Origin of the sequence: Marisediminicola sp. UYEF4, from assembly GCF_040546025.1 — a bacterium.
Classification (GTDB): Bacteria; Actinomycetota; Actinomycetes; order Actinomycetales; family Microbacteriaceae; genus Marisediminicola.
Genome location: NZ_JBEPNA010000001.1, coordinates 220,890 through 240,483, shown reverse-complemented (window position 1 = coordinate 240,483; position 19,594 = coordinate 220,890). Strand labels below are relative to the sequence as shown.

The window sequence follows — 19,594 nt, the reverse complement described above, 5'->3', positions numbered from 1 at the left end:
CTACTTGCGCTTCTTGCCGGCATTGCGGCGACGAACGATGAGCTTGTCGGACTCTTTGTTGATGTGGCGAGTGCGACCTTCTTTCTGGCCCCACGGGCTGACCGGGTGGCGTCCACCGGAGGTCTTGCCCTCTCCACCACCGTGTGGGTGGTCGACCGGGTTCATGGCGACACCACGCACGGTTGGGCGTACGCCCTTCCAGCGCATACGGCCGGCCTTTCCCCAGTTGATGTTCGACTGCTCGGCGTTGCCGACCTCGCCGATTGTGGCGCGGCAACGGGCATCCACGTTGCGGATTTCACCCGACGGCAGACGGAGCTGCGCGTAGGGGCCATCCTTGGCGACGAGTCGCACGGATGCTCCGGCGGAACGCGCCATCTTGGCGCCGCCACCCGGCTTCAACTCGATCGCGTGAATAACGGTTCCCGTGGGGATGTTCTTCAGCGGCAGGTTGTTGCCCGGCTTGATGTCGGCGGATGCGCCCGACTCGACGATGTCGCCCTGGTTCAGCTTGTTCGGCGCGATGATGTAACGCTTCGAGCCGTCGAAGTAGTGCAGGAGCGCGATGCGCGCGGTGCGGTTCGGGTCGTACTCGATCTCCGCGACCTTGGCATTCACGCCGTCTTTGTCATTGCGCTTGAAGTCAATGACGCGGTACTGGCGCTTGTGGCCACCACCGATGTGACGGGTCGTGATGCGGCCGGCGTTGTTACGTCCACCGGTCTTGGGGAGCGGGCGAAGCAGCGACTTCTCCGGGGTCGAACGCGTGATCTCGGCGAAATCTGCTACCGAGGATCCGCGACGACCGGGGGTCGTGGGCTTGTACTTGCGAATTGCCATGAGTTATCCCTTTTCCCTAGCCGACAGCCGTGAAGATGTCGATGGATCCGGACTTCAGCGAGACAATGGCGCGCTTGGTGTCCTTGCGCTTGCCCTGGCCGAACTTGGTGCGCCTCGTCTTGCCCTTTTTGTTCAGGGTGTTGATCGATGCGACCTTGACGCCGAAGATCGACTCGATCGCCAGCTTGATCTCGGTCTTGTTCGAACGGGGGTCCACGACGAACGTGTACTTGCCCTGGTCGATCAGACCGTAGCTCTTCTCGGAGACGACGGGCGACAGGATGATGTCGCGCGGGTCCTTGTACGTTCCGGTCATGCGCTGACCTTCTCCTTCTCGGCGGTGGCCTTTTCGGGGCTGACGCGCTTCTTGCCGCTGCTCATCGCGTCTTCCTTGACCTTCTTCGTCGACACGGGGCCGGCGATGAAGCCATCGAAAGCAGCCTTCGTGAAGACGATGTCGTCGGAGACGAGAACGTCATACGCGTTGAGCTGGTCGTACGGAAGCACGTGGACGGACGGGATGTTGCGAACGCTCTTGGCGCTCAGCTCGTCGTCACGGGTCAGCACGATCAGAACGTGCTTGCTCGTGGCGATGCTGGCGAGCAGTTCGACAATGGTCTTGGTCGACGGAACATCTCCGACGGCGAGCACATCGACAACGTGCAGGCGTCCACCGCGGGCGCGGTCGGACAGTGCGCCCTTGAGCGCCGCGGCGATCATCTTCTTCGGGGTGCGCTGCGCGTAGTCACGCGGCGTCGGCCCGTGGACGATGCCACCACCGGTCATCTGGGGTGCGCGGATCGAGCCCTGGCGGGCGCGACCGGTTCCCTTCTGCTTGAACGGCTTGCGGCCGGCTCCGGACACCTCGCCGCGACCCTTGGTCTTGTGCGTTCCCTGGCGTGCGGCTGCACGCTGGGCGACGACGACCTGGTGGATCAGCGGGATGTTGGTCTGGACGTCGAAGGTCTCGGCGGGAAGCTCGACGGTGTCGACCTTCTTGCCCTTCGAGTCGATGACGTCGAGCGTGGCGTTTGAGTCAGCCATGCGTTACGCCCCCTTCACTGCGTTGCGAACGAAAACGATGCGGCCGCGGGCTCCGGGAACAGCACCCTTGACCAGGATGAGGCCCTTGTCGAGGTCGACGGCGTGAACCTTGAGGTTCATCGCGGTGACGCGCTCGCCACCCATACGACCGGCCATGCGCATGCCCTTGAAGACGCGGCTGGGGGTCGAAGAGGCGCCGATGGAGCCGGGCTTGCGGTGGTTACGGTGCGAACCGTGGGACGAGCTGACGCCCTTGAAGTTGTGACGCTTCATGACGCCGGCGAAGCCCTTGCCCTTGGAGGTACCGACGACGTCGACCTTCTGGCCGGCCTCGAAGATGTCGACCGCGATTTCCTGTCCGAGCGTGTACTCGGCAGCATCCGCGGTGCGGACCTCCGTCACATGACGGCGCGGCGTGACGCCGGCCTTGTCGAAGTGACCGGTCTTGGGCTTGTTGACCTTGCGCGGGTCGATCTGGCCGTACGCGATCTGAACGGCCGAGTAGCCGTCGATCTCGGGCGTACGCAGCTGCGTCACGACGTTGGGGCTGATCTCGATGACGGTGACCGGGATGAGCTTGTTGCTCTCGTCCCAGACCTGGGTCATGCCGAGCTTCTTGCCCAGCAGGCCCTTGCTTGTCTTGGTGATAGACATCCGGAGCCTCCTAGAGCTTGATCTCGATGTTGACGTCGGCGGGCAGGTCGAGTCGCATGAGCGAGTCGACGGCCTTCGGCGTCGGGTCAATGATGTCGATCAGGCGCTTGTGGGTGCGCTTCTCGAAGTGCTCGCGGCTGTCCTTGTACTTGTGGGGTGAACGGATCACAACGATCACGTTCTTCTCAGTAGGAAGGGGCACCGGGCCAACGACAGTCGCGCCGGCACGAGTGACCGTGTCAACGATCTTGCGCGCCGAGCTGTCAATGACCTCGTGGTCATACGACTTAAGTCGAATGCGGATCTTCTGTCCCGCCATGTGTGACTCACTCTCTTTAATGCATCGTGGCTCTGGGCTATTGGATGCTTGGTTTGCTCAGCTCTCGCTGTCGCACCACTGTTTTGGTGTCAATTACTGCTTGAGTCTCACCGACCCCCGCGCTCGGGCGTGTCGCCCTCGCGGACACACGCGTCACCGCACGAGTCTTGAGTTTCGGATGTGTTGTGTTCTGCTACCCGCGGCCTAGAACCGGGCCCGTGGCCTCAGTTCTATGCACTGCCTGGCAGTGATCCGGATTCGTAAACCCGAAAGTGTTGAACTAGGAGAGTTTGCCACAGTCTCGAGTGACCTGCAACCCGGGCGTGTCGCGTTGGGCGTGTCGTGGTGTGGCGGGGATTCGCGGGCTTCGAGTGAGCGACGCCGGGGGCAGATCGCGCCGCACGTGCGGCGCGCGCCGAACGTGGCCGGTGCGGCCGAGTGTGCCCTTTCCAGTAGGCGCACTCGGCACCACCGGGCACAGTCGGCACCAACGGGCACAGTCGGCACCACCGGGCACAGTCGGCACCAACGGGCACACTCAGCACCAACGGGCACAATCAGCACCAACGGGCACACTCGGCCGCTACCCTTGCCTGCCCCCACGTCATCTGACTACAGCCGCATCCGACACGCGCGCCCACTCGCATCCGCCGGGGCAGCCCGCTCGGACAGCCAGCGCGGGCGTCCGCATCCGCGCCGAGCGTGCCCATCCGCGCCGAGAGTGCCCTTTCCAACAAGCACGCTCGGCGCGACAGGGCACACTCCGCGGTCGGCGTCGGCCAGCAGTCGCCAGCCAGCAGTCGTCGCCCAGCAATCGTCGCCCAGCAATCGTCGCCCAGCAATCGTCAGCCAGCAATCGTCAGCCAGCAGTCATCGTCCGGCACTCCACGCGCGGGGCCGCCGATCGCGCGGCACACCTGCCCGGTCGAGCTTGCGGATGAGCGGACCGCCTTGCCACGCGTCATCCCATCCCCAGCGCACAAAGGCGGAGGACTGCTCACGCAACTCGTCCTGGCGTACCTTCTCCTGCCAGAGCGCCTGTTCGGGGGTGCGCCCGCGGAGGTACTCGGGGTCCTCAAGCTTGATTCGGCCGTCCGCTTCACCGATCACCGCGAGCCCCCTCTTCGCAATGTCGCGCCAACTGAAATCAGCGAAATACTCCTCGCCATGTGCTCCGAGGTAGCGCACCTGTTGCTCGGGCAGCACATATCCGAAGTCGTGAAAGCGAACCATGCTGACCGACTCCAGCGGTGAGCCGGACATCCCGGTCGCGAAGTCGATCACCGTGACGGCTCGGCGAACGTTGCGGAACGGCCGGAACTCGTCGACGTACTCCCACAGCTCGTCCTTCGCCAGGCCAAATACGCGCTTCTCGCGAAGGATGTGGTCGAGCGATGCGACGCCACTCATCATTGGCCGCGACGCAATCAGATCGATCGCTGTGCGCAGGGGCGACGTCACCAGGAAGCCGCTCCTCTCGACGACGTCCTCCTCCCTCAGGTCGACCGAGTGACGGATGACGCCGTGCCTGCTGCGCCGGCCGTCCAAGGACGGGGCCGTGATCGATGGCAGCACCGATCGTGAGCCGACGATGGGGATGCCCCATATTGCCGCCGCCGATTCGTGTGAAAAGACCAACCTGTTGCTCGCCGTCGCCTGCGTCGCTTCAATTTGAAGCAGATATCGGTTTCGTGCGTTCAGCCCGGCCCACTCGGCGGAGCCGACGTACACACCGCGCCGAAGGCGCACCAGCTCGCCACCACTCACCCCCCGCTGCAAGTTCCGTGGGGATTCCCCCAGTCTGGACCGGGCGGACGCCTTATCTAGTCGGGGCAACGGTGACAACGGCATAGTCGGAGCTTGCCCCCGTTGCTGAGGGTGGCGGGCTGTCACGGCGTGCTTAAGAGAGCCACCACTCCCGGTGAAACCTGTGCAGGAGGAGTGGCCGACGGCCACGCCGGCGGTAGGCGCGAATGTGAGTGCCGTCAGTTCGACCCGCCGAGTGTGCCTGCTCGCGGCGAGCGTGCCTGTTCCAACGGGCACACTCGGCAACGGCGGGCACGCTCGGCAACCGCGGGCACGCTCGGCAACCGTGGGGGCGGCGTCCGCGGAGCGGAGCGCCCGCGGAGCGCACGCGGAGCGCACGGTGCTGGGGCTAGCGAGAGTGCCTGTACGCGTCGAGCGTGACTGTCCCAACGGGCACACTCGGTGTCAACAGGCACGCTCGGGGATTGATACGCGGAACAGCGGAAATGCCGGGCGCCGCTGCAGGGATCGGCCGCGCGAGCTAGCGCAGCGCGAGTTAGCGCAGCGCTAGCTAGCGCAGCACGAGTTAGCGCAGCGCGAGTTAGCGCAGCGCGAGTTAGCGCAGCGCGAGTTAGCGCAGCACGAGTTAGCGCAGCACTAGTTAGCGCAGCACGAGTTAGCGCAGCGCGAGTTAGCGCAGCACGAGTTAGTGCGGCACCGATGAGTGTCGCCCGCCTGTACTCCGCACGCGTGCCGCAGCATCCGCGGCACGCTCACCAGCTCACGAGCGAGCGGCCCGACGCGCGTCACCCTGGCACACAGCTACCGGTACAGCAGCGCGCGCAGCTCCGACTCCGCCGACTCGGTGCGCGCCGGGTCGATCGTGGTCCCGGCGTTGTAGAGGTCCACCACCCGCGGGTCGACATAGCTCGACTTGGCTATCGCCGGGGTGTTGCCGAGCACCTCCGCAGCATCCCGCATCGCCTGCGCGAGCGCTTTCGACCTCGCGGTCTTCGTCCTCTCCGGGCCGTTGTTCGCCAGGCTCACCGCTGCGGCGACCGTGCCGCGCAGGGTACGGAAGTCCTTCGCCGTGAACTCTCCCCCGGTCTGCTCCCGCACGTAGTCGTTGATGTCCTCGGCGGAGATCGGACGCCAGCCGTCGTCCGCGCGGTAGGCGAGCAGCCGGGCGCGCGGGCCGCGCCGCTTGAGCGACCGCACGACGGCGGCGAGGTCGGCGTCGGTGATGTCCGATTCCCACGGCTGCCCGCTCTTCGCCGGGAAGCTCAGCGCTACCGTCGCCCCGCTCACGGACGCGTGCGCGCACAGCAGCGTCGACAGCCCGTGGCTCCCGTTCGACTCCACGTACCTCTCGGAGCCGACGCGGAGCGACCCCGCGTCCAGCATCCGGAACGCCGTCGCGAGCGCCCGCTCCTTGGTGGGTTCGTCGCCACGGAGGTCGATCGTGACCCGTCGGCGGGCGGTGGGGAGCGACTCGGCCAGCCGCAATGCGCGGTCGAACTTGATGCGGTCCTTCTGCTCGCGCCAGGTCGGATGGTAGATGTACTGGCGGCGTCCGGCGGCGTCGATACCCGTCGCCTGCACGTGGCCGTTCGGGTACGGGGCGATCCAGACGTCGGTCCACGCGGGCGGGATCGCGAGCTGCTCGATGCGGGCGCGAAGGTCGGGGTCGGTGATCGGGTGCCCGTCGACGTCCTTGTAGGAGTACCCGCGCCCGGCGCGAACCCGCCGCAGCCCGACAGCGGAGGAGTCACTGCGACGAAGCCTCGGCATTCGTCCACGGTACGTGATGAGGGGCGGATGCGGCGGATTGTCGCCTCGAGTGGGCTGCCGCCGCCCCATTCCGTGTCCACTTCCGCCGAGTGTGCCGATTGGCGCCCAGTGTGCTCGCTGTAACAGGCACCGTCGGCAGGAGCGAGCACACTCGGCGCAGTGCGAGATCGCGAGCGCATGCCCGCGGCACCCCACGGGCTACTCGGTACTCGACGCGATCACGCGATGCACGAGAGGAACTCCCGGACGGTAGGCGAGGTGCACGTAGCTCGGGGCATCGAGCAGCACGATGTCGGCGGCGGCGCCCACGCGGAGGTGTCCGATGTCGGTGCGGCGCAGCGCCTGGGCCCCGCCGAGGGTCGCGGCCCGCACCGCCTCGGCGGCGGTCATGCCCATCTCGCGCACCGCGAGTGCGATGCAGAACGGCATCGAGCTCGTGTAGCTCGATCCCGGGTTGCAGTCGCTCGCGAGGGCGACGCACACACCGGCGTCGAGCAGGCGGCGGGCATCGGGATACGGCGACCGCGTCGAGAACTCCACGCCGGGCAGCAGCGTGGCGACGGTGCCGGCCCAGAGCGCGCCGTCATCGCCCCGTGCGACCGCGACCACATCGCCAATCGCACCCGCACCCGCACCCGCGCCCGCGCTCACCGCGACCACATCGCCAATCGCACCCGCACCCGCGCCCGCGCTCACCGCGCCCACATCGCCAATCGCACCCGCGCCCGCGCCCGCGCTCACCGCGCCCACATCGCCAATCGCACCCGCGCCCGCGCTCCCCGCAAGCGCCTCGACATCGTCGTCCGCGAGGTAGGTGCAGTGGTCCACGCTCGCCGCCCCGAGCTCCACAGCAAGGCGAATGCCGCCCGAGATCCCCAGCTGGCCCGCGTGCACCCGCGCGCCGAGACCCCGCGCGATGCCAGCCATGAGTATCGAACGTGCCTCGTCGACCGTGAAGGCGCCCTCGTCGACGAACACGTCGATCCAGCGGGAGTGCGGCGCGCAGGCGTCGAGCATCTCCCCCTTCACAAGGGCAACGTACTCGTCGCGCCTCCCGGAGTAGTCGGCGGGCACCACGTGCGCGCCGAGGTACGTAGTCTCGGCGGTGAGCGCGCGAGCGATCGAAAGGATGCGGGACTCGTCAGCCACCGTGAGGCCGTAGCCGCTCTTGATCTCGATGGTCGTCGTGCCTTGCGCGCGCGCCTCGCCGAGCAATCGCCGCGCCCCGGCGAGCAGCTGCTCATCGGTCGCCGCCCGCGTCGCCGCGACCGTGGAGCGGATGCCGCCCGCCTCGTACCGGCTCCCGGCCATGCGCGCCTCGAACTCGGCGGCGCGGTCGCCCGCGAAGACGAGGTGGCTGTGGCTGTCGACGAAGCCGGGGATCGCGCAACGACCACCGGCGTCGATGCGCTCGTCGGCATCAGGGGCGCGTGGCGAGTCCCCCACCCACGCGACGCGTCCGTTCTCGATCACGATCGCGGCGCCGCTCCGCTCCGGGCGCTCGGCGTCGTGCGTCACGAGCAGACCGATGTTCTCGATCAGGATACTGGAGGCGGCCGCGCCAGCGGCGCCGGCCGCACCAACCGCGCTCACCTCTCCGCCCATCCGGCCGCCGCCTCGAGCACGCACAGCGCGACGAGGCGCACGGTGCGGCCGTCCGGGGAGTCCGCCGCCGCATCCACCTCGGTCAGGTCGATCGACTCGACGAGCGGATGCCGCCCCGCCACCCGAGCGGCCGCCCGCAGCTCCGCCGCCGAGATGCCGCCGGGAACGGATGCCGGACAGCCCGGCGCCACCGCGCGGTCGCACACGTCGACGTCGAGGTCGACGTGCACCGGGCCGCCCGCGGCGCCGGCGATCTCGAGGGCCTCGGCGACGGCATCCGCGATGGGGCGCCGCGCCAACTCCCCGCGCGTGATCACGGTGATCCCCAGCTCCGCGGCCCGCTCCGAGTACAGCGCGGAGTTGGCGAAGTCGGCGATGCCGACCTGCACGACGCGGTGTCCGTCGAGTCCGGCCTCGAGCAGCCGGCGCACCGGCGAGCCGTTACTCACTCCGTCGCGGAGGTCGTGGTGGGCGTCGAGGGTGACGAGGCCGGCGGTGTCGAGGCGGTCGCCCCAGGCGCCGAGGGCGGCCGGCACGGTCGCGGCGTTATCCCCGCCGAGCACGATGAGCAGCGACGAGTGCTCCGCCGCACGGCGGGCTGCGACGGCCGCGACAGCCTCGCCGTCGCCATCCGGCTCCGGCACGTCGCCCCAGTCGGCGATGGTCGGCCAGCGCGAGCCGCCCGCCCACTGGCTGTAGTAGCGCAGCGCCGCGCGCACCGCGGCCGGGGTCGCGCCGGCCCCGGTCGGCGAGAGCGACGTGCGCCACGTCGGGATGCCGAGGATCGCGAGGTCGGTGTGCGCGCCCGTGAGTCCGGCGGGCCAGTCTCCCGCGCGCGGCCAGAGCGGGTCGTGCGACAGTGCGGCCATCAGTGCTCCTCGACTAGACCCGAGCGGCCCCGGCAACACCAGGCCGCCTCTGCACCAGCATCCGCGCCCCGGACCCGCACGGCAATCATCCCTCCCGCATCGGCACGCGCACCGCGAGCCGCTCGGCGACCTCGAGCGCCTCGCCGTAGCCCGCGTCGACGTGACGGATCACGCCCATCCCCGGGTCGTTGGTCAGCACCCGCGCGATCTTCTCGCCGGCGAGCGCGGTGCCGTCTGCGACGGTGACCTGGCCGGCGTGGATGGAGCGTCCGATTCCGACTCCCCCGCCGTGGTGGATCGAGACCCAGGTGGCGCCGGATGCCGTGTTGACGAGCGCGTTGAGCAGCGGCCAGTCGGCGATCGCGTCGGAGCCGTCCTTCATCGCCTCGGTCTCGCGGTAGGGCGAGGCGACCGAGCCGGAGTCGAGGTGGTCGCGTCCGATGACGAGCGGCGCCGTGACCTCGCCGGAGGCCACCATGTCGTTGAAGCGCAGCCCCGCGCGGTCGCGTTCGCCGTAGCCGAGCCAGCAGATGCGGGCGGGCAGCCCCTGGAAGTGCACCCGCTTCTGCGCGAGCGGGATCCACTTCTGCAGCGACCGGTTCTCCGGGAACATCTCGAGCACTGCACGGTCGGTCGCCGCGATGTCGGCGGGGTCGCCGCTCAGCGCCGCCCAGCGGAACGGGCCCTTGCCCTCCGCGAACAGCGGACGGATGTACGCGGGCACGAATCCGGGGTAGGCGAAGGCGTCCGCATAGCCGGCCGTGCGCGCCTCGGTGCGTAGGTTGTTGCCGTAGTCGAAGACCTCGGCGCCCGCCTTCTGGAACCCGACCATCGCCTCGACCTGCCGGGCCATCGAGTGCCGGGCGGCATCCGCGAACCCGGTCGGGTCGGCCTCGCGTGCCGGATGCCACTGGTCGAAGCCGAACTCGAGCGGGAGGTAGGCGAGCGGATCGTGCGCGCTCGTCTGGTCGGTGACGATGTCGATCTCGGCGCCGCGGGCGAGCAGGTCGGGGAAGACGGCGGCGGTGTTTCCGAGCACCCCGATCGAGAGCGGGCGGCGGGCATCCCGTGCATCCAGCGCGAGCTCGAGCGCGTGCTCGACCGAGCGTGCCTCGACGTCGAGGTAGCCGTGCTCGATGCGCCGGGCGATGCGGCTCGGGTCGACGTCGACGACGATCGCGACGCCGTCGTTCATCGTGACGGCGAGCGGCTGCGCCCCGCCCATGCCGCCGAGTCCGCCGGTGAGGGTGATGGTGCCGGCGAGGGTGCCGCCGAAGCGCTTCTCGGCGACCGCGGCGAAGGTCTCGAAGGTGCCCTGCAGGATGCCCTGGGTGCCGATGTAGATCCACGACCCTGCGGTCATCTGGCCGTACATCGTGAGGCCGAGCTTCTCGAGCCGGCGGAACTCGTCCCAGTTGGCCCAGTCGCCGACGAGGTTGGAGTTCGCGAGCAGCACGCGCGGCGCCCACTCGTGCGTCTGCATCACGCCGACCGGACGTCCGGACTGCACGAGCATCGTCTCGTCGCCGCGCAACGTGGTGAGGGTGCGCACGATCGCGTCGTAGCTGGCCCAGTCGCGCGCGGCCTTGCCCGTGCCGCCGTAGACGACGAGCTCGTCCGGATGCTCCGCCACCTCCGGGTCGAGGTTGTTCTGCAGCATCCGGAGCGCGGCCTCCTGCGGCCAGCCGAGCGTCTGCAGGGAGGTGCCGCGGGCGGCGCGGACGGGGCGGGGAGCGGACATGTGGCTGTCTCCTTCTGTGTTGTTGGGGGGCGGATGCGGGGGGGTCGGGCTACACGAGCCCCGGCGCCACCCCGCGCGCAGCGGCCACGAGCTCGCCGCTCACGACGAGGTCGACGGCGGCCTGGATGTCCGGGGCGAGGTACCGGTCGGGCCCGGGCCCGGGCACGCTCTCACGCAGGCGGCCGATGACCGCCGCGGTGCTGGGCGCTGGCGGCATCCGGCGCATGTCGATTCCGCGGGCGGCGGTGAGCAGCTCGATCGCGACGACCCGGGTGAGTCCGTCGACCCCGCGGCGCAGCTTGCGGGCGGCGCTCCAGCCCATCGAGACGTGGTCCTCCTGCATGGCGCTCGTCGGGATCGAGTCCACCGACGCCGGCACCGCGAGCCGCTTCAGCTCGCTCACGATGCCCGCCTGGGTGTACTGGGCGATCATGTGGCCGGAGTCGACGCCGGGGTCGCCGGCGAGGAACGGGTTGAGCCCGCCGCTGCGGGCCTGGTCGAGGAACCGGTCGGTGCGCCGCTCGCTCATGCTCGCGAGGTCGGCGACGGCGATCGCGAGGAAGTCGAGCACGTAGCCGATCGGCGCCCCGTGGAAGTTGCCGTTCGACTCGACCCTCCCGTCGAGCGTGACGACGGGGTTGTCGATCGCGCTCGCGAGCTCCCGGCCCGCGACGGTGGCGGCGTGGGCGATCGTGTCGCGCACGGCACCGTGCACCTGCGGGGCGCAGCGGAGCGAGTAGGCGTCCTGCACGCGGGTGCACTCGTCGGTCTGGTGCGAGGCGACGATCGGCGAGCCGGCGAGCAGCGCGCGGATGTTCGCGGCGGAGTCCGCCTGACCCGGATGCGGCCGCAGCGCCTGCAGGTCGGCCGCGAACACCGCGGTGCTGCCGAGGAGGCCCTCCACGCTCATCGCGGCAGCGAGGTCGGCCGCGGTCACGAGCGCGCGGAGGTCGGTGATGGCGAGCACCAGCATCCCGAGCATGCCGTCGGTGCCGTTGATGAGTGCGAGGCCCTCCTTCTCGCGGAGCTCGAGCGGACGGATGCCGGCGGCGGCCAGCGCGTCGGCGGCGGGCAGCATCCGTCCGGTCGCGTCGCGCACGTCACCCTCGCCCATCGTCGCGAGCGCGCAGTGGGCCAGCGGCGCGAGGTCGCCGGAGCAGCCGAGGCTGCCGTACTCGCCGATGACCGGGGTGACGCCGGCGTTCAGGAGCGCCGCGTAGGTCTCGGCGACCACGGGTCGCACGCCGGTGCGACCGGTGGTGAGGGTGGACAGGCGCAGCAGCATCGTGGCGCGGGTGACCTCGCGCTCGATTTCGGCGCCCGAGCTGGCGGCGTGGCTGCGGATGAGGGAACACTGCAGGGCAAGACGGTTCTCGACCGGGATGAACCGGGTCGCGAGGGCGCCGAAGCCGGTGGAGACGCCGTAGTGCGGGGTCGTGTCCTCGGCGAGGGACTCGATCACCGCGCGCGAGGCGGCCATGGCCTCGAGCGCAGCCGGGGAGAGGACAACGTGCGCGCCGTGGCGGGCAACCGCGACGACCTCTGCGAAGGTGGGGGCGGCTGAGGTGAGGGTGACCGTGGCGAGCCTGGCGATCGTAGTGACATCCATGTCCCCATTAGATGTTTTCGCGGGGCACCGCGGGAGACGTCCACGCGATAAAGTGTCTGGGATACCAGACGGGAGCATGATGGCCGACATTCCTGCCGCGCGCGGCGCGCTGCGAATTCTGACGCACCTTGCGCGGCAGAGCGGACCGGTCGGGGCATCCGCCATCGCGCGCGACCTCGGGCTGCCACGGTCGTCGACCTACCAGCTCATCCGGGTCATGCAGGACGAGGGCTACGTCGTGCACTATCCCGAGCTGCGCGCCTACGGGCTCGGCTCGCTCGTGTCGGAGATCGGGTCGTCGGTGCTGCGCGCCACCCGGCTCGGGCGGCTCGCGCAGCCACTCATCGACAAGCTCGTGCTCGAGGTCGGCGTGCCGGCGGTCGCGCAGCTCGGCGTGCTGCACGGGTCGGACGTCTCCTACGTCAGCAAGGCCGCCGGTCACCGCGCCCCAACGACGGTCGCGAGCGTCGGAGTGCGGCTGCCCGCGCACCTGACCGCGACCGGCCGGTCGATGCTCGCGGTGCTGCCGGCCGGGCAGGTGCGGGCGCTGTTCCCACACCGGGAGTCGCTCGTGACGAGGCGCGGTCTCGGACCGACGACGCTGCGGGCGCTCGACGAGATACTCGCGGCGACCGTGCGCCGCGGCTTCGCTGTCGAGGACGGCGAGATCACCCAGGGCTACGCCTCCGTCGCGGCGACGGCGACCGACCGCCACGGGTATCCGGTGGCGGCGATCGGGCTGACCTATCTGAGCGTCACCACCGTTTCCCCGGACGAAATCGCGCGGCTGGGGGCGGCGGTCGTGGCAGCATCGGCGGCGCTGACCGCGCGGCTCGGCGGGGCCTGACGCGCCGACGGGCGCAGGGTGTGCCGACCGCACGCAACACAGGAGAATCGGCGACACTCCGGATCGCGCGACCACCACAACCGGCGTGTCCCCACAAACACCTCGGTTACGGGCCCGCTGAAGACCTCCAGCCCCGCGGATGCTGCCCCACAGGCATCCGCACGGCTCCACGAGCACGCGAGCCAGCAGCATCCTCACGCAACACAGGAGAAACGGCGACACTCCGGATCGCGCGACCACCACAACCGGCGTGTCCCCACAAACCCCTCGGTGACCGCCCCCCAAACGCACAACGGGGCCGGCCCCGAAGGACCGACCCCGTCTAGTACAGCGGGTATTACTTGAGGATCTTCACAACCGTGCCGGCGCCGACGGTGCGTCCACCTTCGCGGATAGCGAAGCGGAGGCCTTCCTCCATGGCGATCGGCTGGATGAGGTTGACAGTCATCTCCGTGGTGTCGCCGGGCATGACCATCTCGGTGCCCTCGGGCAGCGTGATGATTCCGGTGACGTCCGTGGTGCGGAAGTAGAACTGCGGGCGGTAGTTCGCGTAGAACGGGTTGTGACGGCCACCCTCATCCTTGGACAGGATGTAGGCGTTCGCCTCGAACTCGGTGTGCGGCGTGACCGTACCGGGCTTGACGACAACCTGGCCGCGCTCGACGTCCTCGCGCTTGGTTCCACGAAGCAGCAGTCCGACGTTCTCGCCGGCGCGTGCGTCTTCGAGGGTCTTGCGGAACATCTCGATGGCGGTGACGATCGTCTTCGACGACTTTTCCTTGATGCCGACGATTTCAACCTCGTCGTTCGGCTTCAGGACGCCACGCTCGACACGACCGGTGATGACGGTTCCACGACCGGTGATCGTGAAGACGTCCTCGACGGGCATGAGGAAGGGCTTGTCGGTCTCGCGGACGGGCTCCGGGACGAACTCGTCGACCTGGTCCATGAGGTCGGCAACGGTCGCTGCCCACTTCTCGTCGCCCTCGAGCGCCTTGAGCGCCGAGACGCGAACGACGGGAGCGTTGTCGCCGTCGAACTCCTGGCTCGACAGCAGCTCGCGAACCTCGATCTCGACGAGCTCGAGGATCTCCTCGTCGTCGACCATGTCGGTCTTGTTCAGTGCAACAACGATGTACGGCACGCCGACCTGGCGGGCGAGCAGCACGTGCTCACGCGTCTGGGGCATGGGGCCGTCGGTCGCCGCAACCACGAGGATCGCGCCGTCCATCTGGGCCGCACCGGTGATCATGTTCTTGATGTAGTCCGCGTGGCCGGGAGCATCGACGTGAGCGTAGTGACGCTTCTCCGTCTGGTACTCGACGTGCGAGATGTTGATCGTGATTCCACGCTGCTTCTCTTCGGGCGAGTTGTCGATCTGATCGAACGCCGAAGCAGTGTTCAGGGTGGGGTACTTGTCATGCAGCACCTTGGTGATTGCCGCGGTCAACGTGGTCTTACCGTGGTCGACGTGACCAATGGTGCCGATGTTGACGTGCGGCTTAGTCCGCTCGAACTTTGCCTTCGCCAATGGGTCCTCCTCAGGACTTCGTCGTAAGAGCACGCGAATGACGGATGTCGATCGCTCGTCTTACTGGTTTGGGGGTTGTATTGATGTTACTAGAAAGGCTATTGAGCCCTAATTCGTGGGTGTTACTCGCCCTTGTTCTTCTGGACGATTTCCTCGGCAACCGCGCGCGGCACCTCGGAGTAGCTGTCGAAGGTCATCGAGTACACGGCGCGGCCCGAGGTCTTGCTCCTCAGGTCACCGACGTAACCGAACATTTCCGACAGGGGGACGTTGGCCCGGACGACCTTGACGCCGGTGGCGTCTTCCATCGACTGGATCTGTCCACGACGCGAGTTGAGGTCACCGATGACGTCGCCCATGTACTCCTCGGGCGTGCGCACCTCGACGGCCATCAGCGGCTCGAGCAGAACGGGGTCGGCCTTGCGGGCCGCTTCCTTGAACGCCATGGAGCCGGCGATCTTGAACGCCATTTCCGACGAGTCGACATCGTGCGCCGCGCCGTCGAGCAGGATCGCCTTGACGCCCACCATCGGGTACCCGGCGAGGATGCCGACCTGCAGGGCATCCTGGATTCCGGCATCCACCGACGGGATGTACTCGCGCGGGATGCGACCACCGGTCACCTTGTTCTCGAACTCGTACGTCTTGTCAGGCGTGACTTCGAGCGGCTCGAGCGAGATCTGGACCTTAGCGAACTGTCCCGATCCACCCGTCTGCTTCTTGTGGGTGAAGTCGTGCTTGGCGACGATGCGGCGAATGGTCTCGCGGTACGCGACCTGGGGCTTGCCCACGTTGGCCTCGACGTTGAATTCGCGCTTCATCCGGTCGACGAGGATGTCGAGGTGAAGCTCGCCCATTCCCTTGATGACCGTCTGGCCGGTGTCCTGGTTCTGCTCGGTGCGGAACGTGGGGTCTTCCTCGGCGAGCTTCTGGATAGCGATACCCAGCTTCTCCTGGTCGGCCTTGGTCTTCGGCTCGATGGCCACCTCGATGACCGGCTCCGGGAACGTCATCGACTCCAGGACAACCTGGTTCTGCGGGTCGCAGAGGGTGTCGCCGGTCGTGGTGTCCTTGAGGCCGATGACCGCGTAGATGTGGCCGGCGGTGACCGAGTCGACGGGGTTTTCCTTGTTGGCGTGCATCTGGAAGATCTTCCCGATGCGCTCCTTCTTGCCCTTGGTCGAGTTGACCAGCTGCGCACCCGAGTCGGCACGACCGGAGTAGACGCGGATGTAGGTAAGGCGACCGAAGAACGGGTGAACCGCGACCTTGAACGCGAGGGCCGAGAACGGCTCCGTCGAGTCCGGGTGGCGCAGGATGACCTTCTCTTCGTCGCGCGTGTCGTGTGCCTCGATGGCAGGAACGTCGAGCGGCGTCGGAAGGTAGTCCACAACAGCATCCAGCATCGGCTGCACGCCACGGTTCTTGAACGCCGAGCCGCAGAGCACCGGGTAGATCTCGCTGTTGACCGTGAGCTTGCGGATCGCGTGCTTGATCTCGGAGACGGTGAAGTCGGTGTCGCCGTTCATGAAGCGCTCGAGGAGCACGTCGTCGGTCTCGGCGACAACCTCGATGAGGGCCGCACGGTACTCGTTGGCCTTCTCGACGAGGTCGGCCGGGATCTCTTCAATGGTGTACTTCGCGCCGAGCTCGACGTCACCCTTGGAGTCTCCGCGCCAGGTCAGCGCCCGCATCTCGACGAGGTCGACGACACCTTCGAAGGTGTTCTCGAACCCGATCGGGAGCTGGATGACGAGGGGCTTGGCGCCGAGGCGCTTGATGATGGTGTCGACCGTGTAGTAGAAGTCGGCGCCGAGCTTGTCCATCTTGTTGACGAAGCAGATGCGGGGCACGTCGTACTTGTCGGCCTGGCGCCAGACGGTCTCCGACTGGGGCTCAACGCCCTCCTTGCCGTCGAAGACGGCAACGGCGCCATCGAGCACGCGCAGCGAACGCTCGACCTCGACGGTGAAGTCGACGTGGCCGGGGGTGTCGATGATGTTGATCTGGTGCTTGTTCCAGAAACAGGTGGTCGCGGCAGACGTGATCGTGATGCCACGTTCCTGCTCCTGCGCCATCCAGTCCATAGTGGCTGCGCCGTCGTGAACTTCACCGATCTTGTGAGTGATCCCCGTGTAGAACAGGATGCGCTCGGTGGTCGTCGTCTTGCCCGCATCGATGTGAGCCATGATGCCGATATTGCGGACCTTGTTCAGGTCGGTGAGCACGTCTTGTGCCACGGAGTTCCTCCGAAAGATTGTGGATGTGAGTGCTGGGTGAGGGAGCCTGAGACCTCGGTGTCAGGCTCCCTCGGCGCTTCGGCGAGCCAACCGCTTGTGCGATTGCCCGAGAAGCGGTGGTTACCAGCGGTAGTGCGCGAAGGCCTTGTTAGCGTCGGCCATCTTGTGGGTGTCTTCGCGACGCTTGACTGCGGCGCCGAGACCGTTCGACGCGTCGAGGATCTCGTTGGTGAGACGCTCGGTCATGGTCTTCTCACGACGACCCTTGGCGTAGGTGGTGAGCCAGCGGAGGGCAAGCGTGTTAGCGCGGTGAGGCTTGACCTCGACCGGCACCTGGTACGTCGATCCACCGACGCGGCGGCTCTTGACCTCGATGGTCGGGCGCACGTTGTCGAGCGCCTTCTTCAGCGTGACGACGGCATCCGCACCGTTCTTGGTCGAGACTCCGGCGAGGGCGTCGTAGACGATGCGCTCGGCGAGGCCCTTCTTGCCATCAAGAAGAATCTTGTTGACAAGCTGGCTGACAATGGGGGCTCCGTAGACCGGGTCCGCAACTACGGGACGCTTCGGTGCTGGTCCTTTACGTGGCATTACTTCTTATCCATTTTCGCTCCGTAGCGGCTACGCGCCTGCTTACGATTTTTGACTGCCTGGGTGTCGAGCGCGCCGCGCACGATCTTGTAACGCACGCCGGGGAGGTCCTTCACTCGTCCGCCGCGGACGAGCACCATCGAGTGCTCCTGCAGGTTGTGTCCCTCGCCGGGGATGTAGGCGGTGACCTCGGTACCGTTGCTCAGCTTGACACGAGCGACCTTGCGCAGAGCCGAGTTCGGCTTCTTCGGGGTGGTCGTGTAGACGCGGGTGCACACACCGCGCTGCTGGGGGTTGGCCTTGAGGGCGGGCGCCTTGGTCTTGACGACCTTAGGGGTGCGACCCTTCCGGACCAACTGCTGAATGGTTGGCACTACATACTCCTTGTGATGACTGCACGGTGACAGTTGTTGCTTGTTTCGCATTCGAGCACGTGCGTCACCGCGCGGTTCGAGTTCAGATGGACCCGACTGGTGAACACAGAGGAGGCCTCTGTTTTCGCCGGTGGGTATGCCGTGGGGGCTGAATGTTGCCCAACATGGAGAGCGTTTCTCGCGGCCCGCAACTAGTGTTTCGTTACGAGCGCACGGCAAAACGCACACCGGTAAACCTTAGCCCGTGCACGCGTCGCGGTCAAATGACGACGGGGTTCAGGATGCTGGCCGCGCGCGTTCCGCCAGGCCGGCGAGACCCACCACGACTCCGGCGATCAGGGCCGACGAGATCACGAAGGGGCTCAGCAGGTAGGTGCCGAAGAACACGGGGATCACGGCGAGGTTTTCCCGCACGATCGAGTAGACGATCGAGCCCGCCGCCGGCGAGGCGATGAGCGCCCAGAGCGATGCCGAGCCAGCGCGCATCCCGAGGCTGTGCGGCAGCCGCCGGAACACGAAGGAGAACACGACGCCGCAGGTTGCGACCGCCATGGCCGGGCCGACAAGCGTTCCGGCATCCGGCAGCTCGACGAGGTCGCGGTCGAGGAACAGGCTGAGAAACCCACCGACGAAGACGAGCAGCGCGACCGCGAGCACCGTGGCACCCAGCGCCAGGAGCCCGCGGCCGGGCGGCTCAGGCGGCGTAGGAGCGGTCATACTCCGCGCGGTGTGCGGCGGTCGCCTTGTCGTACTCGTCGCGCGCGGTGAGGTTGCGCTCCTTCATGCGGCGTCCGCGCGAGCTGATCGCGGCACCGATCCACATCGAGGTCTCGCGGGCGACGAGCGCCGCGGCGATGACGAATGGGTTGACGGCGTAGGCGGCGAATGCGGCCGCCGCTGCGGACGGGGTCATCGCGACAACGTTCTCGGTGAGCAGCTGCACGCCGATCGTGCCGAAGTAGACGATTGCTCCGACGATGAGGCTGCCGAGAACGAAGGCCCACCAGGCGGCGCGGTTCACGAGCAGCACGACGAGGACGAACCCGACGACGAACAGGATGCCGGGAACGTAGAACACCGGGTCGGTGAGGAAGCGGGTCAGGGTCGTGAGCAGGTTCTGACCGGGGGCGGCAATCGCGACGATGATCGTGGCGACGAGCGCGTAGAGGATGCCGAAGATGACGACCGACACGACTGCGATGAGCGAGCCGATTCCGCGGTTGCCCTTGCGCTTGGGCGCGACGGGCGCCGGCGGCACGAAGATGCGCTCCGGCTGCTGCGCGGCGGGCACCGTGGGAACGGTCGGCTGCACGCGGGTCGGCTCGTCGCGCTGGACCACGGCGGTGGGCTGGGCGGCGGTGTGGGCGACGGGCTGGGCAGCGGTTTCGCTCGCGACGACGGGCGGGGCGGCAACCGTCCGCTCGGTGTCGGAGTTCCTGACGTCGTTCGTGACGTCGCGCTCGCCCGTCGCGGCCGGCACCGAGCCGGTGTTGCGCGAGGCGTCAGGCGCGAAGCGCGAGTCGTCCGACGACACCACGGGGGTCTGTTCTGCGGAGTTGTTGTCGGCGCGCGCCGAAACCGGCTCGTCGACACTGAGACCCGAGTCACGCTCGGCATCGACCGACGTCTTCTCGCCAGAAACGGTCTCGTCTGAACGGGTCTCCGGAGCGCGCACCGGCGGCGGTACGAGCGGCGGCGGCGTGTTGGATGCTGGTTCGTTGCGGTCTTCGCTCACGGGATGACACTCCTAAGTAACTGGGTGGCATTGCTGCCGGATCAGGATCAGCCTACCA

18 protein-coding genes are annotated in these 19,594 nt (G+C 67.8%); 1 reads left to right on the top strand and 17 read right to left on the bottom strand.

Translation table 11 applies throughout. The annotated features are described in order from the left end of the window. The 11 genes from rplB to hutH form a co-directional block, all read right to left on the bottom strand. Nucleotides 1-840 carry a 50S ribosomal protein L2 gene (gene rplB, locus ABIB15_RS01130; RefSeq protein WP_354474608.1) on the bottom strand — a complete coding sequence of 280 codons (840 nt, stop codon included), beginning with the start codon at nucleotides 838-840 and terminating at the stop codon, nucleotides 1-3. Nucleotides 841-856: 16 nt separating this feature from the next. Further along, nucleotides 857-1,156 (bottom strand): 50S ribosomal protein L23, encoded by a 300-nt coding sequence (gene rplW / locus ABIB15_RS01125; protein ID WP_354474606.1) that lies wholly within the window; start codon nucleotides 1,154-1,156, stop codon nucleotides 857-859. Further along, nucleotides 1,153-1,884, bottom strand: coding sequence for a 50S ribosomal protein L4 (gene rplD, locus ABIB15_RS01120; RefSeq protein WP_354474604.1), 732 nt, complete (start codon nucleotides 1,882-1,884; stop codon nucleotides 1,153-1,155). Before rplD ends, rplW begins: the two co-directional genes overlap by 4 nt. 3 nt (nucleotides 1,885-1,887) lie before the next feature. Then, nucleotides 1,888-2,538 carry a 50S ribosomal protein L3 gene (gene rplC, locus ABIB15_RS01115; protein WP_354474602.1) on the bottom strand — a complete coding sequence of 217 codons (651 nt, stop codon included), beginning with the start codon at nucleotides 2,536-2,538 and terminating at the stop codon, nucleotides 1,888-1,890. Nucleotides 2,539-2,548: 10 nt separating this feature from the next. Continuing rightward, the gene (gene rpsJ, locus ABIB15_RS01110; RefSeq protein WP_147783478.1) at nucleotides 2,549-2,857 is read right to left on the bottom strand and encodes a 30S ribosomal protein S10; all 309 of its coding nucleotides are present in this window, start codon (nucleotides 2,855-2,857) and stop codon (nucleotides 2,549-2,551) included. Nucleotides 2,858-3,727: 870 nt separating this feature from the next. Then, nucleotides 3,728-4,708: a type IV toxin-antitoxin system AbiEi family antitoxin domain-containing protein gene (locus ABIB15_RS01105; RefSeq protein WP_354474601.1), complete on the bottom strand. Its 981-nt coding sequence runs from the start codon at nucleotides 4,706-4,708 to the stop codon at nucleotides 3,728-3,730. Between the two features lie 717 nt (nucleotides 4,709-5,425). Beyond that, complete coding sequence (locus tag ABIB15_RS01100) at nucleotides 5,426-6,394, bottom strand: DNA topoisomerase IB (protein ID WP_354474599.1); 969 nt, start codon at nucleotides 6,392-6,394, stop codon at nucleotides 5,426-5,428. A 198-nt stretch (nucleotides 6,395-6,592) separates the two neighbouring features. Continuing rightward, the gene (locus tag ABIB15_RS01095; RefSeq protein WP_354474597.1) at nucleotides 6,593-7,987 is read right to left on the bottom strand and encodes an amidohydrolase family protein; all 1,395 of its coding nucleotides are present in this window, start codon (nucleotides 7,985-7,987) and stop codon (nucleotides 6,593-6,595) included. Further along, complete coding sequence (locus tag ABIB15_RS01090; protein ID WP_354474595.1) at nucleotides 7,984-8,868, bottom strand: arginase family protein; 885 nt, start codon at nucleotides 8,866-8,868, stop codon at nucleotides 7,984-7,986. Before ABIB15_RS01090 ends, ABIB15_RS01095 begins: the two co-directional genes overlap by 4 nt. Before the next feature lie 85 nt (nucleotides 8,869-8,953). Continuing rightward, nucleotides 8,954-10,609, bottom strand: coding sequence for a urocanate hydratase (gene hutU, locus ABIB15_RS01085; protein ID WP_354474593.1), 1,656 nt, complete (start codon nucleotides 10,607-10,609; stop codon nucleotides 8,954-8,956). 49 nt (nucleotides 10,610-10,658) lie between these two features. Next, nucleotides 10,659-12,218, bottom strand: coding sequence for a histidine ammonia-lyase (hutH, locus tag ABIB15_RS01080; RefSeq protein ID WP_354474592.1), 1,560 nt, complete (start codon nucleotides 12,216-12,218; stop codon nucleotides 10,659-10,661). Nucleotides 12,219-12,297: 79 nt separating this feature from the next. Here hutH and ABIB15_RS01075 point away from each other — a divergent pair, with 79 nt between their 5' ends. Beyond that, nucleotides 12,298-13,065 (top strand): IclR family transcriptional regulator, encoded by a 768-nt coding sequence (locus tag ABIB15_RS01075; RefSeq protein WP_354474591.1) that lies wholly within the window; start codon nucleotides 12,298-12,300, stop codon nucleotides 13,063-13,065. A gap of 337 nt (nucleotides 13,066-13,402) precedes the next feature. Here ABIB15_RS01075 and tuf read toward each other — a convergent pair whose 3' ends face one another. The 6 genes from tuf to ABIB15_RS01045 form a co-directional block, all read right to left on the bottom strand. Beyond that, a complete protein-coding gene (gene tuf, locus ABIB15_RS01070) occupies nucleotides 13,403-14,596 on the bottom strand; it encodes an elongation factor Tu (RefSeq protein WP_354474589.1) in 1,194 nt (397 codons plus the stop codon). A gap of 122 nt (nucleotides 14,597-14,718) precedes the next feature. Then, nucleotides 14,719-16,836 carry an elongation factor G gene (gene fusA / locus ABIB15_RS01065; RefSeq protein ID WP_354474588.1) on the bottom strand — a complete coding sequence of 706 codons (2,118 nt, stop codon included), beginning with the start codon at nucleotides 16,834-16,836 and terminating at the stop codon, nucleotides 14,719-14,721. Between the two features lie 120 nt (nucleotides 16,837-16,956). Beyond that, on the bottom strand, nucleotides 16,957-17,427 hold the full coding sequence (gene rpsG / locus ABIB15_RS01060; protein ID WP_161885390.1) for a 30S ribosomal protein S7: 471 nt from the start codon (nucleotides 17,425-17,427) through the stop codon (nucleotides 16,957-16,959). Then, complete coding sequence (gene rpsL / locus ABIB15_RS01055) at nucleotides 17,427-17,801, bottom strand: 30S ribosomal protein S12 (RefSeq protein WP_055857271.1); 375 nt, start codon at nucleotides 17,799-17,801, stop codon at nucleotides 17,427-17,429. Before rpsL ends, rpsG begins: the two co-directional genes overlap by 1 nt. A gap of 276 nt (nucleotides 17,802-18,077) precedes the next feature. Continuing rightward, a complete protein-coding gene (locus ABIB15_RS01050; protein ID WP_354474586.1) occupies nucleotides 18,078-18,518 on the bottom strand; it encodes a DUF6121 family protein in 441 nt (146 codons plus the stop codon). Then, nucleotides 18,496-19,536: a hypothetical protein gene (locus tag ABIB15_RS01045; RefSeq protein WP_354474585.1), complete on the bottom strand. Its 1,041-nt coding sequence runs from the start codon at nucleotides 19,534-19,536 to the stop codon at nucleotides 18,496-18,498. The genes ABIB15_RS01050 and ABIB15_RS01045 overlap by 23 nt, the downstream gene beginning before the upstream one ends. Nucleotides 19,537-19,594: the final 58 nt, after the last annotated feature.

Coding starts and splice junctions, on each gene's coding strand:
- rplB (WP_354474608.1), bottom strand. CDS start 840: ATGGCAATTCGCAAGTACAAGCCCACGACCCCCGGTCGTCGCGGATCC.
- rplW (WP_354474606.1), bottom strand. CDS start 1,156: ATGACCGGAACGTACAAGGACCCGCGCGACATCATCCTGTCGCCCGTC.
- rplD (WP_354474604.1), bottom strand. CDS start 1,884: ATGGCTGACTCAAACGCCACGCTCGACGTCATCGACTCGAAGGGCAAG.
- rplC (WP_354474602.1), bottom strand. CDS start 2,538: ATGTCTATCACCAAGACAAGCAAGGGCCTGCTGGGCAAGAAGCTCGGC.
- rpsJ (WP_147783478.1), bottom strand. CDS start 2,857: ATGGCGGGACAGAAGATCCGCATTCGACTTAAGTCGTATGACCACGAG.
- ABIB15_RS01105 (WP_354474601.1), bottom strand. CDS start 4,708: ATGCCGTTGTCACCGTTGCCCCGACTAGATAAGGCGTCCGCCCGGTCC.
- ABIB15_RS01100 (WP_354474599.1), bottom strand. CDS start 6,394: ATGCCGAGGCTTCGTCGCAGTGACTCCTCCGCTGTCGGGCTGCGGCGG.
- ABIB15_RS01090 (WP_354474595.1), bottom strand. CDS start 8,868: ATGGCCGCACTGTCGCACGACCCGCTCTGGCCGCGCGCGGGAGACTGG.
- hutU (WP_354474593.1), bottom strand. CDS start 10,609: ATGTCCGCTCCCCGCCCCGTCCGCGCCGCCCGCGGCACCTCCCTGCAG.
- hutH (WP_354474592.1), bottom strand. CDS start 12,218: ATGGATGTCACTACGATCGCCAGGCTCGCCACGGTCACCCTCACCTCA.
- ABIB15_RS01075 (WP_354474591.1), top strand. CDS start 12,298: ATGGCCGACATTCCTGCCGCGCGCGGCGCGCTGCGAATTCTGACGCAC.
- rpsG (WP_161885390.1), bottom strand. CDS start 17,427: ATGCCACGTAAAGGACCAGCACCGAAGCGTCCCGTAGTTGCGGACCCG.
- ABIB15_RS01050 (WP_354474586.1), bottom strand. CDS start 18,518: ATGACCGCTCCTACGCCGCCTGAGCCGCCCGGCCGCGGGCTCCTGGCG.